This window comes from Rhizobium sp. CAU 1783, assembly GCF_054551725.1.
In genome coordinates this window covers 1-15,741 of the sequence record NZ_JBTOLM010000005.1, presented here as the reverse complement: position 1 = coordinate 15,741, position 15,741 = coordinate 1, and the positions used below count along the sequence as shown (strand labels likewise).

Here is a 15,741-nt window from a genome sequence, read left to right as displayed (position 1 = left end):
CCTAGAGTTCGGTGGATTTGATGACGTGCCGTGTAGCCGCGGAGCGATAGGCGGCTTCGGCCAGCGCATAGGTTTTCAGGCTGTCTTCGGCCGAGGTCTCGAACACCCCGCCGTTGCGAAGCGTGTCGATGAAGTGCTGCTGGGTGCGCGGCACGCTGTCCTGGATCTGGACCCAGGGGGCCGAGGTCCAGCCGCGCCGGTCCGCCTCGATCTCTTCATGCCGCTGTCCTCCGTTCGAGTGAACGACGAGAGTTTCTCCCTCGACGATCTGGATAGTGCCGCGTCGTCCTTCGATCTCCCCGAGCGTCTGCGGAAACGGGTTGGGAAAGCGGTGGGAGGCATAGCTCACGTCGACGATGGAGTTTGCACCGCTGTCGTGGCGGAGCAGGATCGTTGCCGCATCCTCACCGGCCAGCCCTTCCTTCACCGATTGGGTGAAGCAGGAGACGTCCGTGGCATCGCCGAACAGGAAGCGGGCGAGATCCAGCATGTGGATCCCGACATCCATGATCATGAAACGCTCGGTTTTCAGCAGATAAGGCTGGTTCGAGTAAACGTCGATCGCATTGCGCCAGGACAGGCGACCGAAGGTCAGTTCGCCAATTTCGCCGCTGTCGATGATCTGGCGGATGCGCCGGAAGATCTTCTGGAACCGGAAGTTCTCGTGGACCATCACCGGGACTGCGGCCGCCAAGGCGTTGGCGACGATGCGGCGGCACGTGTCGATGTCCGATGCGAAGGGTTTCTGCACGATGACGGGCACGCGATGCCTGACCGCCAGCGCGACCAGTTCCTCGTGGGTCTCCATCGTGGTGCAGATGTCGACGAAGTCGAAACCGCCCGACGCCAGTATGTCGGCGGTGTCGTACCAGGCGGGAATGGAAAAGTCCGAGGCATAGGCACGGGCGCGGGCTTCGTCCAGATCGCAGACCGCGACGATCTCGGCACCTTCCGTTTCTGCCCAAGCGTGCAGCTGGTTGCGGGCAAAAAAGCCGCAGCCGATTAACAACCCCTTGAGTGACTTGCTCACGTTGCAACTCCGTATTCGACATGGAGGACTGCATTGGCCCCGAGGCGCACGGCCTCTCCGAGGGGAACGGGTGCCACGAATGCGGCAGGGTCACGCGCGGCTGTCTCGAAGCTTTCCGCATCGAGCAGTGAGCCGACCGCTCCCGGGTCGTTCGTCAGCTCCACGGTCACGCGGTCTGACGCCAGGTTGGCGAAGAGAGCGAAACGGCGGCCATTCTTCTCCCAGGCCACATGCGCGACGTTTCCGCGCGTCCATGCGGCGGCAATACGCCCTCCCGAAGCCTTCGAGACCCAGCGTGCGACATGGAAGAGCGGGTAGACCGTTCCAGCCGGCCATTCGTCCCAACCATCGCGGCCATAAGGCTGCGGAGACGAGACGAGGCCGAACGGTCCTGTCGATGCGCCGAAGGCGAAGCGCTCGACGTTCCAGTGGGCGATCCGGGCCAGGTAGCCGACATGCCAGGCGGCGGCGAACAGTCCGCGCTGCCGGGGATCTCTTGCGGCCATGCCGGCACGCTCGTCCGGCGCGTTGTCGACGGGGCCTGGTCCATAGGGGTTCAAGCGTGCGCCGATCCCGACCGGACCGACGGCCAGCGGCCGGCCCTGTGCAAGTTCCCGGGCGGAATTGAGAATGTGCGGGAGGGATTCGAGCGTCTCCGTCACGGAGGCGTCGTCGGCAGCGTGCACGACAGGTGTCGTGGCAAAAGTCAGGTAGTCCGCCAGTGCCGGGTTCGGACGCTTGCGGTTGAACTCCGTGAAGAAGGCCGGTGTGCCGCCGCCCCTCAGGCTTGCCGGGAAGATTTCCGAGAGCATTGAGGCAAGCTCATCCTCGCGGAGATGGAACGGGCGTGGCTCGTCCGGCTGGAACGACTGTTCATCGATTTTTGCGAAAGCTGCGATCCGGGCGACGGTCACGCCGTTGCGATCGAAAGCCTCAGCCAGTTCCTTGAGTACTGCGGCAGCAGCCTTTTGATCGTCGCCGGAAAGCAGCACGGTGAGCTCGAGGGAAGCCCCTGTCTGTTGCAGGAGCTTCGCCACGTCTCCGATCGAATCCAGGTTGTCGCCGCGCGACGGATCAAACCGCAACAGGACCGACGCCGGCGCGAGTTCCGCTAGTTTCGAGGCAAACCGCAGGGTTTCCACCGCGTCCTCTGGGCGGTCCAGCGGCAGCGAGTAGGCTGGCATCACCTGTTCCTCCAGACGCGGCAGCGGGATCGGATCGCTGGCCGAACCCGCGCTGCCGTCATCCGTCACGGTGACGACCACCGCCTGGCGCACCGGCTCACCGGGTTGCAGCAGGTAGGGATAGGGCAGGCCGATCGGCCGGCTGTAGGTCTTGAAGGAAGCGTCGGACCAGTTGCGATGATCCTCCATCTCGAAGATGTCGCCTTCCATGCGCGTGGAGACGTGGAGCCCGCCCCGCGGGCTGTGGGTGATCGCCCGGATGTCCATCAGGGGTTGGCCCGGGCTGATCCGAAGCGGGATCACAGGGTTTCGACTGCCGGACGATGCGTGCTCGACCTCCACTTCTGTTCCAGCAAAGCCTAGAAGCGGGTGTAGAATGACGAAGCCCGTGCGGTTCGTGCTGAAAGGTGCCTCCGCGGTAATGTCGGCCAGCGCGTGAAGACGGCCGTCGGCCGTCCCCTCTAGGCTGATCCTTGCCAGGACTCCCTGCTCCGGCTCTCCGTAGTGAGCGTCGTAGCGGACGGCGAAGCGGTCGGTCTGCTCGGTGATCTCGAGCGCGGTGATCCGTGGTGCAGGGGTTCCCCAGCCCGGAGTGCGGACCAGGAATGTGACTGCGCGCAGTATCTCCAGCCCGTTCCACTTGATCCAACGCAGGCCGCCCTGGTCGAAAGTGGACTCGAGCGCGCCAGCCTTCAGCAGGCGCTTTTGCGGCTCTTCGATTTCCGTGCCGGTGTGGATGAGGGAGAGTTTCATCGGGCCTGCCTCTTCACAAAGCTGTCGAACGCGACCGCGGCCACGATGATCAGGCCGACCAGGATCTGCTGCACGTAGGGGGAGACGTTGAGAATGACCAAGCCGTTCAGCAGCACACCGGTCAGCAAAGCGCCGATGATCGTCCCGACGATGGAGCCGGTACCACCGTGCAGGCTGGTGCCGCCGATCACCACGGCGGCGATCGCGGTCAGTTCGTAGCCGGTGCCGGCGACGGCCTCCGCGGAGTTGAGGCGCGCGGCAAGCACGAAACCGCCGAGGCCCGAGCAGAAGCCGATGACGGCATAGACGAGCGTGGTGACGCGGGTGGTATTGATCCCGGAAAGCCTTGCTGCTTCGGGGTTCGAACCGACGGCATAGATGGAGCGGCCGAAGCGCGTCTGGGTCAGGATGAAATGGGCAAGCAGCGCAACCACTGCGAAGATGATCACCGGAACGGGAACGGGGCCGATCATGCCCCGCCCCCACCATCCGAATGCCTCGTCAAAGCCGGAAATCGGACCGCCATTGCCGACTGTCAGGGCAATTCCACGGAAGACGGTCATCCCGCCAAGCGTGACGACGAAAGCGGGAACCGCGAGCCTGGCCACCGCAAGCCCCTGCAGGTAACCGGCAAGGGTTCCCGCAGCAATGGCTGCCAGCGCGGCAAGCGGCCAGGCATAGCCGGTACCATCGGCGCTCAGCAGAAACCGTCCCTCTATGCCGCCCTTGGCAACGACCGCGGCGACGAGACCGGCCATCGCGACGACCGAACCCACCGACAGATCGATACCACGCGCGAGGATGACGAAGGTCATGCCGACGGCGATGATGCCGTAGATCGAGACCTGCCGCAGGATATTGAAGAGATTGAGCGGCATCAGGAAGCGGGGTTGGAGGGCCGCAAACAGGACTATGAGCGCGACGAGAAAGATGAGCGGCGCGATCCTGCCGAGAACCGCATAGGTTCGTGCGCGATGTGTCGCTTGTTGTGAACTGCTGGACATGGGAATTCCTTGGATTGCTTGATCAGCTTTGGTGCCGCGTCATCATCGACATGAGCTGTTCTGAGGTAGCGTCCGCACCAATTGTCTCGAAGACGGCTCGCCCCTCGCGAAGAACGACGATCCTGTCAGCAAGAGCCAGGAGTTCCGGCAAGTCCGACGAAATCACCAGTACGGCGACACCCCGTGAAGCGACGTCCCGCAGGAGCGCGTGCACGTCTTCCTTGGCACCGATGTCGATGCCGCGGGTCGGCTCATCGACGATCAGCAGGCGCGGTTGCCGGGCGATCCAGCGGGAGAGGATCACCTTCTGCTGATTGCCACCCGAAAGGGTAGCGATTGGCGCAGCGATGGACGAGGCCCGGATCCCCAGCTTTTCAACGAACGTGCTGAAGAGTTTTCTCTCCCCCGCCTTGTCGTTGAGCAGTCCGTAACGAGCGGGCCTCGCCCCGGCGAGGGCAAAATTCTCGACGACGGCACGTTCCGGCAGGATGGCCTGCCCCTTCCTGTCCTCGGGCACGAGGCCGATACCGGCTGTGATGGCATCTGCGGCGGACGACGGTTCAAAACGCTGCCCTGCGAGGCGGATCTCTCCGTCGCCGATCGGGTCGATTCCGAAAATCATGTTGGCTGTCTCGGTGCGGCCTGCACCGACGATGCCGGCGAGTCCAACGATCTCACCTGCTCGGACCTTGAAGCTCACGTCGATGACACGGGCCGGAGCACGGCCGGATGGTACAGATGAAAGATTGCGGACATCGAGGATCACCTCGCCTGCCGCAGTTTCCCGTGTTCTCCGACCGATCTCGACGTCGCGGCCCGCCATGGCGCGGATCAACTGGGCATTGGTCACGTCGGAAACGTTGCCTTCTTCGATCATCCGGCCGTCGCGCAGGACCGTGTAGGTCCGGCAGAAGGCGCGGATTTCGTCGAGTCTATGGCTGACATAGAGAATGGCGACGCCTTCGGTCGAGAGGCGTTCGACGATCTCCCCGAGATGACCGACTTCTTCCGGAGAAAGCGAGGCGGTGGGCTCATCCATGATCACCAGCCGCGACCGGCGGGTCAGCGCACGGGCGATCTCGACCATCTGCTGCTGGGCGACCGAAAAGCCGGCGACCGGCCGGCGGACGTCGAGCGAGGTGATCCCCAACTGCTCAAGCGCGGTCCGCGCGGATTTGCGCATGCGAGCCCAGTCGACCGTGCCGAAGCCCGTGAGCGGAAGATGCCCCGCGAACATTGCCTCCGCGATCGATAACTCCGGAAACAGCGACAACTCCTGGCGTATCACGCTGATGCCGGCACGACCGGCGGAGCGCGGGCCGTCGAAACGTACCGCTTCTCCGTCAATGGCGATCCGACCCGAATCCGGCTGATGGGCGCCCGAGAGCAGATTGATCACCGTGGATTTCCCCGCGCCGTTCTCCCCGAGCAGCGCGCGCACTTCACCCGCACGCAACGACAGGGAAACCCCATCGAGAACGGTCACACCGAAGAAGCTTTTGACGAGATCGACCGCGGTCACGAACGGTTCGGGGCGCCGTTCGCGCCCCGAGGTGTCGACGTCCACGGAGATGGGACGCAAGGCGGAGGTCATCAGTTGACCAGCCCGACCCGTTCGGCCTGGTCGAGGCTTTCCTTGGTGATGGCGACCGGCGCAACCAGAAGGTCGCTCGAGGCAGGCTTCTTGCCCTCGCGGATGTAGTCGACCAGCGTGCGGATCGCCACACGGCCCTGCTGACCCGGGAACTGGTCCACTGTGCCGGCCAGGTCGCCGTCCCTGACGCCCTTCAGGGCATCTTCGGAGCCGTCATAACCATAGATCTTGATCTTGCCCTTGAGGCCACGCGCCTCGACTGCCTGGGCCGCGCCGAGCGCCATGTCGTCGTTTGCGGCCACGATCACGTCCGGGACTTCGGAAAGGCCGGTCAGGATGTTTTCGGTGACGGCCAAGCCCTTGTCACGCGAGAAGTTGGCGGCCTGTTCGGAGACGAACTTGTACTTGCCACCGGCTGCGTCGAGAACCTTGTGAACACCGCCATTGCGGTCATTGGCGGTCTTGTCGCCTGGAATGCCTTGCAGGTTGACGATCTCGGCACCCCCGGGAAAGGCCTTTGCGACGGCTTCGCCCTGGGCTTCGGCGCCCTTGAAGTTGTCGGCAGCAACGTTGGCGAGCACTTCCGGCACACCGTTCACCGGGCGGTCGACGGTGACCACGGCAATGCCGGCAGCAATCGCTTCCTTGACAACCGGCGCCAGGGCATCGGCTTCTACCGGCGCCAGGATAATGCCGTCGACGCCCTGCACGATTGCAGCTTCGATGTCGGCAATCTGCTTCGGCGCGGAAAGCTGACCATCGGCCTTCAGAACTGTGACGCCACCGATCTTCTTGGCTTCATCCTCGAGCTGATCGGTCAGAAACACGAAATGCGTGAAGGCGAAGGTCAGCGGCGAGACGAAAACCTTCACTTCGGCATCCTTGCCCTTCGGTTCGGCGTGGAGCGTGGCGACGCTTGAAGCGAGCACTGCGAGGCTGGCGGCGAGGGTAAGAATGGACTTGCGGATCATAAGACAGGTTCCTTGTTTTCGGTGAGCTGAAGCTAACGGGACGACCGCTGCGGGCCAAAGGCGAAACCTCCAAATTCAGGGGGGAGGTTGAAAAACAAAAACGAGAAGTTCCGCAAAATTAGAATATTTTATCTACGGATTTAGTCGATTTAATATACTGTCGTCGCACTCGCGCTCATTTGAAGCTATTTCAATGGGTTGCGGCTGGGCTTTTGCCTGGTGCAGTTCCCCAGATGACGGCCGGATGCGCCGCATCCGGGTCGCCCCAACAGCAAGGCAGGTCAGCCCGACGGGCTTAGAGTCCGTACTTCTCAATGCTCGGAGCCATGCTCCGGAAAGGAATGGAATGTCGCAATATCTCGCTTCCCTCTTCTCGCTCGAGGGAAAGACCGCGCTGATCGCTGGCGGTGCCGGTGCAATCGGTTCAGTGATCTCGGAGGCTTTCGCCAAGGCCGGCGCCACGGTCATCGTGCATGATCTGTCGCAGGAGCGTCTCGACCTTCTCAAGTCCCGCTTCGAAGCCGACGGGCTCGCTTACCACGGTGTACAAAAGGACCTGAGCTCCGCGCAGGCCTGCAGCGAGCTCGTGGCGGACGCACTCACGGTCACCGGGCGCATCGACATTCTCGTCAACCTGCAAGGTACCAACCGCCGCAAGCCGATCATTGAGATCTCCGAGGAGGACTTCGATGTGATCGCGTCGGTGAATTTCCGCAGCGTCTATTTCCTGTCGAAAGCGGTGCAACCGATCATGAAAAAGCAGGGCGGCGGCAAGATCCTGCATTTCAGCTCGCTGTCTGCAAACATTTCGTTCGACACCATCTCGGTCTATGCCGCGACGAAGGCGGCCGTGACATCCCTGACCCGGTCCATGGCGCATGAATGGGCGGGCGACAACATCCAGGTCAATGCCATCGAGCCTGGCTTCATCAAGACCGAATTCACCCGACCGCTCTGGGACGACGAGTATCGCAGCCGCTGGTTTGCCGATTACATTCCGGCCGGTCACCTCGCCGTACCGCAGGATCTCATCACGACGTCCCTCAGCCTCGTCGCTCCGGCCTCCCGTTACATCACCGGGCGCAATGTGGTCGTCGATGGCGGCATCCTCTCGGGGGATTCCTGGGTGGAAAGGGCGGGAAGTTCGCCTGCCTACCCGTGATGGGCAGCCGGAGCTCCTCGACATTCCCACAGACCCCACGCCCACAGACCGAAGAAGAGAACGAACCTTGACGAATTGGCTCATCGAAACAGAAGAACTCGCCCGACTGCTGGAAAGCCCGGATGGGCGTGTTGTCGTCCTCGACTGCTCCTGGTACCTGCCGGAGGCCGGCAAGCACGCGAAGGATGATTTTATCAGCGGGCATATCCCCGCAGCCCGATTTATCGATCTAGCCGAGATCTCCGATCCGCGTTCCCCCTACGTGAACATGCTGCCGGATCCAGGCCTGTTCGCTAAGGTCGTCGGGCGGCTGGGCATCGGGAGAGATACCGAAGTGGTCGTCTACGACGCCGGCTATGTATCGTGCCGGCTGTGGTGGATGTTCCGGACCTTCGGCCATGACAAGGTTCGCATTCTGAACGGCGGCTGGCGCAAGTGGAAAGCGGAGGGCCGGGCGGTCGAGACCGGTGAAGCGGCAAAGATTGAGGCACGGGATTTCGTGGCACACATCAGGCCCGGTCGCGTCGCGACGCTCGACGATGTGCTGACTGCGATCAGCGATGGAAACCCGGTCATCGTGGATGCCCGCACCGCTGCACGATTTGATGGCCTTGAGGGCTCCGGCTATCCGGGCGTTCCATCCGGTCACATGCCGGGCGCCATCAACACGCCATGGGCGCTCTTCTTCGACGCGGACCGCAACTTCGAATTCGTGTCTGCCGACAAGGCACTGTCGGTCTTTCGTGACGCCGGGGTGGATGTCGAAGGAGACATCATCACCACCTGCGGCTCCGGCGTCACTGCCTGCATTCTCGGTTTCATGCTCGAAACGCTCGGCAAAGACGAGTGGCGCCTCTACGACGGTTCCTGGCACGAATGGGGACAGCGGACCGACACGCCAAAACAGGTTCGGCCCGGAGAGCTTGACCGGTAAGGCCATGGAACCATCAGACGTTGGGAGCACGACGAGGGCGTGCTGGCGGGTTCATTCCCGGAGGACGATCCGCAGTGCTGCGCGTCGTCGCCAACAGCGACAACAGGGGACCCGCCACTCTCCAACTCCGTCCGAGCTGGCTTCCGGCAACAGGCCAAAGAAAAAGGGGGGCACCGCCTGATCGCCAAAAGATTCCTCCCGGAGAGACATCGAAAACGAGATCGCCCGCGACCGATGGTCCAGCAGATACGCAGCATCTTAGGCGAAGGCCGGCAGGCCATCGTCAAGTCGTCTAGGTGCTCCAGCCTTTGTGTCGCGAAATAGACGTCCAAAGCACGAGCCATGATCGCGAACCCTGTCGGCGACCGACTGAAACCATCAGGCCGAGACCAGCCGCGACCTGCAACGCTCTTCCAATCTGACAGCTGTCTTTTCCACCATCCACTATATGAGTTTTGCCGAGGATCCCCGAATGACGGACTTAGCTCTGATGCGCGCGGCTTTCCGGTAGGCTCGAGGCGTAAGCCCCGTCTCCATCCGAAAGTAGCGATTGAAGTTCGACAGGTTGTTGAAACCGGCCTCGAAGCAGATATCGGTGATCGGTGTCTGCGTCTCCGCAAGCAGCGTGCGGGCCCGCCAGACGCGGACCGAGCGGCTGTAGTCGGAAAAGTTCATGCCCGTGAGGCGTCGAAAGGCGCGCGAGAAGGCGGAAGGCTCGAAGCCGACCTGTTCCGCCACTTCGTGCATCTGCGCGCCCGGATCTGACTGCAGGATCTGGATCGCCTGGTCGATGCGTCGGTGCCTGCGGTCAGACACCTGATTGTAAACGGAAAGAAAGTGCTCGCTTGCCAGCAGGCGCTTCTGCGACGCATCCTCGATGTCCTGAAGGATCTCCAGAAAGAGCCCCAGTCCCCCGCGGTGACCACCAGCGTGCAATTCGAGAATCTTCTCTCCGATCGCGAAGGCCTCCGGGCCTAGAACCTCGATCCCACGCTGTGCGAGTGGTTTCAGCCGGTGAAGCACGTCAAACTCAGGACAGATCGCACGGATACCGATCAGGGCATCCGCGTCGAATTGGAGGACCAAATCACGGCCTGGCAGATCCGGTGCGCCCGGTGTGATCCAGTTGTGGGGCAAATTGGTGCCGGTGAGCATCAGATGGCCCGGCCGAAAGGGTCCAATGTAGTCCCCGACATAGGCGAAGCCGCTCGCATCCGGGATGAAGTGGATCTCCCACTCGGGATGATAGTTCCAGATACAGATCGGATTTGGGTAGTCGTCCCGACGGATCAGATAGGAGGCGCCTCCGGGCAGGACGATCTGCTCGCGCGTGGCGGTGAAGGTCTCGGAGATCGACTGCGGGTAATCTGGTGCAATTGGCATTCACAAACTCATGTTGAGGCGACCAAATGTCAAAATAATACCAATTCGGCGACGACGGCAAACTAGTTCGGGCTAAGCGCTTGCGCAACAGTGCCACCGTCGATGGCAAGGGAGTTGCCATCAAGGGAGGAAATCATGACATTCAACGCTCTCCGCGCCGGTTGCGCGGTCATCGCCATACTTGCCGCATCCAACGCTTTCGCCGCCGCACAATGCACGGACGACGTCCGCGTCCTGGCACAGCCGCGCGACGGCCTGACGCTTCTCGAAGACTATGCTGACGAATTTGAAGAGCTCTCCGGCGCCGGCTTCGAGATCAGTTATCTCAACGAAAACGACCGTCGCGCCAAGTCGCAGGCCGACGCCTCGACGGTCGGAAGCTTCGACGTCTATTATGTCGATGAAGCAAACCTTGCGCTTTTTGCCTCCTCGGGCTGGATCGTTCCGCTGGACGGCTTCTACCCGGCGGAATACGACTACAACGATTTCGATGCGGGCATGCGCGCCGCTGCGACCTATGACGGCAAGCAGTGGTTTGCGCCGGTCCAGGGCGGCGGCGACCTGATGGTCTACCGCACGGATCTGCTCGAAAAGGCCGGCATCGCTCCGCCGAAAACCTTCGACGAATATCTAGCAGCTGTTCGGAAACTGCATGATCCTGCGAACGGCGTCTATGGCACCGCTTTGCGCGGCCAACGCGGCTCAGGCGCCAATGTCTGGCGCTGGATGCCCTTCTTCAAGGCCAATGGCGGTGAGTGGTTCAAGGACGGCAAGCCAGCCTTCAACTCCGAAGCCGCCGTGAAGGCGACCGAGACCTATCTCGAACTCTTCAAGTATTCGGCGCCCGGCACGCAGACTGGTTCCTGGGACGAATCCACCGGCGCCTTCCGCTCCGGCAAGGTGGCGATCATCATCGAATCTGCTCCTCTCGGTGGCATGTCCGTCGACAAGGCGCAGAGCCAGGTCGCGGACAAGGTTGCGTTCTCGGTGCCGCCGTCGCCGCTGCCGGGTGGCGGTTACGCCCATGGCTTCGCAATCGCGTCCAAGGCGAATGCGACTGACGAGGAAAAGGCCTGTGCCGGCCTCTTCGTGGCCTGGGCAACCTCGAAGGAGCAGGAGGCCCGCCGCTTGGCGGCTGGTCAGCCGGGAGAACTGACTCGCACCAGCACCTATCAGAGCCCGGAATATGCAAAGACCTTCGGCCAGAACCTTGCCGATGCGATGGCCGCGACCGGTGAAAAAACCACCGTCACCTTCTGGCAGGATCCGCGCTGGCAGGAACTGGGCAACCAGTGGGGCATCATGCTGGAAGAGCTGATCACCGGCAGTCGCACCGACATCAAGGCAACGTTGACCGAACTCGAAGCCTTTGCTGCCAAGCTCTAAGGCCTCCCAAGCCGCCACCTGGGGCGCGTCGGAGTACGCGCCCCCTTTCTCCCATCCGAGGATCTGCCATGCGCCGAGGCCGCTCGCTGCCCTATGTATTTCTGGGGCCTACACTGGGCACCCTGATCATTCTGGCCCTCGTGCCCACGATCTATGCAATCAATATCTCGTTGCAGAATCGCACCCTCTCGGCGCCCGATGCAGACTATGTCTGGTTCGCAAATTACCTGGCGCTGTTATCGGATGCCCGCTTCCTGAACGCACTCTGGGTGTCGTTCAAGTGGGAGATTATCAGCGTCACCGCGACCATGGTGACCGGCCTTGCGCTCGGCATAGCGATGTTCGAGGCAGCGAGCGCTAGAATGCGCAACGTCCTCTGCGTGCTCTTCATCATTCCCGTTCTCCTGCCACGCGTCTGCGCCGCCTTCGTCTGGAAGTTCGCCTTTCACCCGCTCTATGGCGCCCTGACCTGGCCGGTCAGGGAACTCACCGGCATCACGCCGGACATTCTCTCGACTCCGCTCGGCGCCCTTCTTGCGGTCGCCTTCGTCGACGTCTGGCAGTGGGGGCTGTTCTTCGCGGTCATCATCCTGAAGCTTCTCGAATCCCTGCCGCCTCAGCCGCTCGAAGCCGCGCGCATCGACCGGGCGACCCGCCTAGAGATCCACCGCTTCGTCACTCTGCCAATGCTGAAGGCCCCACTGATCAGCCTGCTGCTCGTCAAGGCGATCGAAAGCCTGCGCTCCTTTGACCTTGTCTACGTGATGACGCGCGGAGGGCCTGGTATCTCCACCGAGACGCTCGACATGTATGCCTATTCGCAAGGCTTCATCGAAGCCGGCAAGATCTCCTATGCCTCATCCATGGCCGTCATCATGATGGTGCTGACCATCGTCACCTTTACCTTCACCTGGAAGAGGCTGAACCGATGAAGCTCTCGACCCTCCTGCTCAAGCTGCTTCTGGTGCTCGCCGCAGCCCTTGTCGTGCTGCCGCTGCTCTGGACCCTGCTCAACGCCTTCAAGACCAATGCCGACCTCCTGGTCTCCACGCCCAAGCTCGTCTTCCGGCCTGTCCTCGACAATTTGAGTTATGTGCTCAACCGTCGGTCAGTGGCGCGCGCGCTCACCAATTCGTTGATCATCTGCTCGAGCGCTGTCGTTCTCGGCGCCGTCCTCGGCGTGCCGGCGGCCTATGTGATCGCGCGCTTCAAGAACCGCATCACGGCGGAGGCGCAGTTCTTCGTCTTGTCGCTGCGCTTCCTGCCGCCGGTCGCAATCGCCATTCCCATGCTGGTCATCTGGCTGGGGCTCGATCTCTACGACACGCGCCTGTCGCTGATCGTCACCTATCTCATCGTGACCGCCTCGATCACTATCTGGCTGTCGGTACCGGCTTTCGAGCGCGTCAGCCTGCATGTGGAAGAGGCCGCGCGCGTCGATGGTCTCGGCCCCTACGCCACCTTCTTCCGCATCGCCCTGCCCATCGCACGGTTTCAGGTCTTCGGCGCCATCGCCTTCTCCTTCGTGCTGGTCTGGAACGAGTTCCTGCTCGCCATGATGCTCACCACCTCCAAGGCGAAGACCCTGCCGATCATCGCTTCCGAGATGTCACAGCTCGGCATGAACGTGCCCTGGGGCATCCTGAACGCCGCGGTCGTCCTCTTGTCACTGCCTCCCCTGATCCTGCTCGGAGTCCTGGCGGGCGGGCTCAACGCCGCATTTTCCAAGAAAACTGATCAAGGTTGACTGACCCATGAAAGCACTTGTCCTCGAACGCGTCGGCGAACTCTCCCTGCGCGAAATCGATCTGCCTCAGGAAATGGGCCCGGACGATGTCCGTATCCGCATCCATACCGTCGGCGTCTGCGGCAGCGACGTGCATTACTACACCCATGGCCGCATCGGCGACTTCATCGTCAACGCACCCATGGTTCTGGGTCACGAGGCTGCCGGCACCGTCACCGAGGTCGGAGCGAACGTCACCCATCTGAAGCCGGGCGACCGGGTCTGCATGGAGCCCGGCATCCCCGACCCCAAATCGCGGGCATCGCGGCTTGGCCTCTACAATGTCGATCCAGCCGTCACCTTCTGGGCAACGCCACCGGTGCATGGCGTACTCTGCCCCGAGACGGTTCATCCCGCGAGCTTCACATACAAGCTGCCCGACAACGTTTCCTTTGCCGAAGGCGCCATGGTCGAGCCCTTTGCAGTCGGCATGCAGGCGGCGACCCGCGCCAAGATTACCCCCGGCGATACGGCTGTCGTTACCGGTTGCGGCACGATCGGCATCATGGTGGCGCTAGCCGCCCTCGCCGGCGGTTGCTCGCGCGTCCTGATCTCCGACATTTCCGAGACGAAGCTGAAGCTGGCCGAAAGTTATGGCGGCATCACCGGTGTCAATCTCCGGCAAGCCGATCTCATCGAGACGGTCAATGAGGCAACCGAGGGCTGGGGTGCCGACATCGTCTTCGAATGCTCCGGCGCACCGGCGGCAATTCGTGATCTCTTCAAGGTCGTGCGCCCAGGTGGGGCCGTTGTTCTCGTCGGCCTGCCACCGGAACCTGTCGCCGTCGATCTCGCCGCCGCCTGCTTTCGCGAATGCCGCATCGAGACCGTCTTCCGCTATGCCAATGTGTTCGACCGCGCGCTTGCTCTGATCGCCGCCGGCAAGGTCGATCTCAAGCCGCTGGTGTCAGGCACATATGCCTTCGGACAGTCGATCGCCGCCTTCGAGCGTGCCGCAGAGGGAAGACCGCAAGACGTCAAGCTGCAGATCGTCGTGGACGGGGAGGAGAAGTGATGGCCACTGTCGAATGCCGGGGGATCCGGAAAATCTACGGCGCGCTCGAGGTCATGCGGGACTTCGACCTGAAGATCAACGACCATGAATTTGTTGTCTTTCTCGGGCCTTCGGGCTGCGGAAAATCAACGATGCTGCGCATGATCGCCGGGTTGGAAGAGATTTCGGGCGGCGATCTCTTCATCGGCGGCGAGCGGATGAACGAGCGCGATCCGGGTGATCGCGGCATCGCCATGGTGTTCCAGAACTACGCCCTCTATCCGCATATGAGTGTGCGCGAGAACATCACCTTCGGACTCGAACGGGCAGGCATAGCCAAGGCAGCGATCGATGAGCGCCTCGCCCCGGTGGTCGAGGCGCTTGGCCTCAGTGTCTATCTCGCCCGCAAGCCTGCGGAACTGTCGGGCGGCCAGCAGCAGCGCGTGGCGATCGCCCGGGCCATGATCAAGACGCCGGAGGTGTTCCTCTTCGACGAGCCGCTCTCCAACCTCGACGCCAAGCTGCGCGGCAGCCTCCGGGTTGAAATCGCGCGGCTCCATCGTGACCTGAAGACGACAAGTATCTATGTCACCCATGATCAGCTCGAAGCGATGACGCTCGCCGACCGGATCGTGCTGATGAAAGACGGCCGCATCGAGCAGATGGGCACGCCCGAGGAGATCTACCGGGCACCGGCTACCGTATTCGCGGCGGGGTTCATAGGTACCCCCAACATGAACTTCCTGCAATTGCAGATGACGCAAGAATGGCTTGGCGACAGCCTCGTCCGTTTCCCAGCGCCGGCCGGGATCCGCACTGGCGAGGTCACCGTCGGTATCCGGCCCGGATCATTCCGCGTGAGCGAGGACGCCAAGGCATTTCGTGGAAGTGTCGAGCGCAATGAGTTCCATGGAGAAACACGCCTCATCAGTCTGAAAAACGAACGTCACGAGATCAGTATTGCGGTTCCCGCCCAGGTCAGCCCGGCGATCGGTGAGATGCTCGGCGTCGAAGTGGCCTCGTCGGACATTCATGTGTTTGATCCCAGTACGGGTCTGAGATTGAATTAGACCCGATAAGTCCGATCAAAGTTGGATCGCGTCGCGCCGACCATTTGTATGTTGGAAATCGCAACGCAATGTCTTTGCACGACCGGAAGCACGAGCTCGACAAGTCTGGCTTGCAACTGGCTTTGAGGCACGGCTTGCAATCCGGACATGCAGGCCGGCGGCCAACCTGCACGATCTGTCGAATTCCTCGAAAACAACAGCAGCGATCCCCACAGCAACGGAGAGTCTGGCCACTTCGGACGCTTCAAGCTGTTCCTTTCACCACGAGACACCGACCTGAATAGCCCCGAGTTTCGCAGACAGCCTCGGGTTAGATTTTCTGCTGCTTCTCGAAGTCTAAGGGCGACAGCATCCCGTTCCTGGCGTTCTTGCGTTTCGGGTTTTAGAACATTTCGATGTAGTCGAACACGTGCTTGCGAGCTTCATCGCGTGAGCGGTAGACCCTGCGGCGTATTCGCTCTCGCTTCAGAAGATTGAAGAAGCTCTCGGC

At 62.0% G+C, this 15,741-nt stretch carries 14 protein-coding genes and 1 pseudogene; 7 read left to right on the top strand and 8 right to left on the bottom strand.

All coding sequences use genetic code 11. From position 1 onward, the window contains the following. Position 1: 1 nt before the first annotated feature. Genes ACX93L_RS18980 through ACX93L_RS18960 form a run of 5 tightly spaced genes read right to left on the bottom strand, consistent with a single transcriptional unit; the run spans position 2 to position 6,536 of the window. Positions 2–1,030, bottom strand: coding sequence for a Gfo/Idh/MocA family protein (locus ACX93L_RS18980; protein ID WP_459406276.1), 1,029 nt, complete (start codon positions 1,028–1,030; stop codon positions 2–4). Next, positions 1,027–2,967 carry a D-apionate lactonase gene (locus ACX93L_RS18975; RefSeq protein ID WP_459406275.1) on the bottom strand — a complete coding sequence of 647 codons (1,941 nt, stop codon included), beginning with the start codon at positions 2,965–2,967 and terminating at the stop codon, positions 1,027–1,029. Before ACX93L_RS18975 ends, ACX93L_RS18980 begins: the two co-directional genes overlap by 4 nt. Further along, positions 2,964–3,971: an ABC transporter permease gene (locus ACX93L_RS18970; RefSeq protein ID WP_459406274.1), complete on the bottom strand. Its 1,008-nt coding sequence runs from the start codon at positions 3,969–3,971 to the stop codon at positions 2,964–2,966. Before ACX93L_RS18970 ends, ACX93L_RS18975 begins: the two co-directional genes overlap by 4 nt. A 22-nt stretch (positions 3,972–3,993) precedes the next feature. Further along, positions 3,994–5,565 carry a sugar ABC transporter ATP-binding protein gene (locus ACX93L_RS18965; RefSeq protein WP_459406273.1) on the bottom strand — a complete coding sequence of 524 codons (1,572 nt, stop codon included), beginning with the start codon at positions 5,563–5,565 and terminating at the stop codon, positions 3,994–3,996. Beyond that, entirely contained in the window at positions 5,565–6,536 is a 972-nt protein-coding gene (locus tag ACX93L_RS18960; RefSeq protein ID WP_459406272.1) for a substrate-binding domain-containing protein, read from the bottom strand. Before ACX93L_RS18960 ends, ACX93L_RS18965 begins: the two co-directional genes overlap by 1 nt. Positions 6,537–6,882: 346 nt before the next feature. On the opposite strand from ACX93L_RS18960, the gene ACX93L_RS18955 reads away from it, so the two are divergent. Together ACX93L_RS18955 and ACX93L_RS18950 are read left to right on the top strand one after the other, a co-directional pair. Beyond that, positions 6,883–7,698, top strand: coding sequence for an SDR family NAD(P)-dependent oxidoreductase (locus ACX93L_RS18955; protein ID WP_459406271.1), 816 nt, complete (start codon positions 6,883–6,885; stop codon positions 7,696–7,698). Between the two features lie 67 nt (positions 7,699–7,765). Beyond that, the gene (locus ACX93L_RS18950) at positions 7,766–8,632 is read left to right on the top strand and encodes a sulfurtransferase (RefSeq protein ID WP_459406270.1); all 867 of its coding nucleotides are present in this window, start codon (positions 7,766–7,768) and stop codon (positions 8,630–8,632) included. A gap of 51 nt (positions 8,633–8,683) precedes the next feature. On the opposite strand, the gene ACX93L_RS18945 is transcribed toward ACX93L_RS18950, so the two are convergent. Both ACX93L_RS18945 and ACX93L_RS18940 read right to left on the bottom strand, forming a co-directional pair. Next, positions 8,684–8,842 carry a hypothetical protein gene (locus ACX93L_RS18945; RefSeq protein WP_459406269.1) on the bottom strand — a complete coding sequence of 53 codons (159 nt, stop codon included), beginning with the start codon at positions 8,840–8,842 and terminating at the stop codon, positions 8,684–8,686. A 234-nt stretch (positions 8,843–9,076) separates the two neighbouring features. After that, on the bottom strand, positions 9,077–10,015 hold the full coding sequence (locus ACX93L_RS18940) for an AraC family transcriptional regulator (RefSeq protein WP_459406268.1): 939 nt from the start codon (positions 10,013–10,015) through the stop codon (positions 9,077–9,079). A gap of 135 nt (positions 10,016–10,150) precedes the next feature. Between ACX93L_RS18940 and ACX93L_RS18935 the strand changes: the two genes are divergently transcribed. The 5 genes from ACX93L_RS18935 to ACX93L_RS18915 all read left to right on the top strand — a co-directional run bounded on the left by ACX93L_RS18935 (position 10,151) and on the right by ACX93L_RS18915 (position 15,251). Then, positions 10,151–11,401: an ABC transporter substrate-binding protein gene (locus tag ACX93L_RS18935; protein ID WP_459406267.1), complete on the top strand. Its 1,251-nt coding sequence runs from the start codon at positions 10,151–10,153 to the stop codon at positions 11,399–11,401. A 68-nt stretch (positions 11,402–11,469) separates the two neighbouring features. Further along, the gene (locus ACX93L_RS18930) at positions 11,470–12,333 is read left to right on the top strand and encodes a carbohydrate ABC transporter permease (protein WP_459406266.1); all 864 of its coding nucleotides are present in this window, start codon (positions 11,470–11,472) and stop codon (positions 12,331–12,333) included. Next, the gene (locus tag ACX93L_RS18925) at positions 12,330–13,148 is read left to right on the top strand and encodes a carbohydrate ABC transporter permease (protein WP_459406265.1); all 819 of its coding nucleotides are present in this window, start codon (positions 12,330–12,332) and stop codon (positions 13,146–13,148) included. Before ACX93L_RS18930 ends, ACX93L_RS18925 begins: the two co-directional genes overlap by 4 nt. 7 nt (positions 13,149–13,155) lie before the next feature. Then, positions 13,156–14,202 (top strand): NAD(P)-dependent alcohol dehydrogenase, encoded by a 1,047-nt coding sequence (locus tag ACX93L_RS18920; protein ID WP_459406264.1) that lies wholly within the window; start codon positions 13,156–13,158, stop codon positions 14,200–14,202. Next, positions 14,202–15,251, top strand: coding sequence for an ABC transporter ATP-binding protein (locus tag ACX93L_RS18915; protein ID WP_459406263.1), 1,050 nt, complete (start codon positions 14,202–14,204; stop codon positions 15,249–15,251). Before ACX93L_RS18920 ends, ACX93L_RS18915 begins: the two co-directional genes overlap by 1 nt. 310 nt (positions 15,252–15,561) lie before the next feature. Here ACX93L_RS18915 and ACX93L_RS18910 read toward each other — a convergent pair. Beyond that, positions 15,562–15,741 (bottom strand): annotated as a pseudogene (locus ACX93L_RS18910) (IS3 family transposase); the annotation flags it as partial.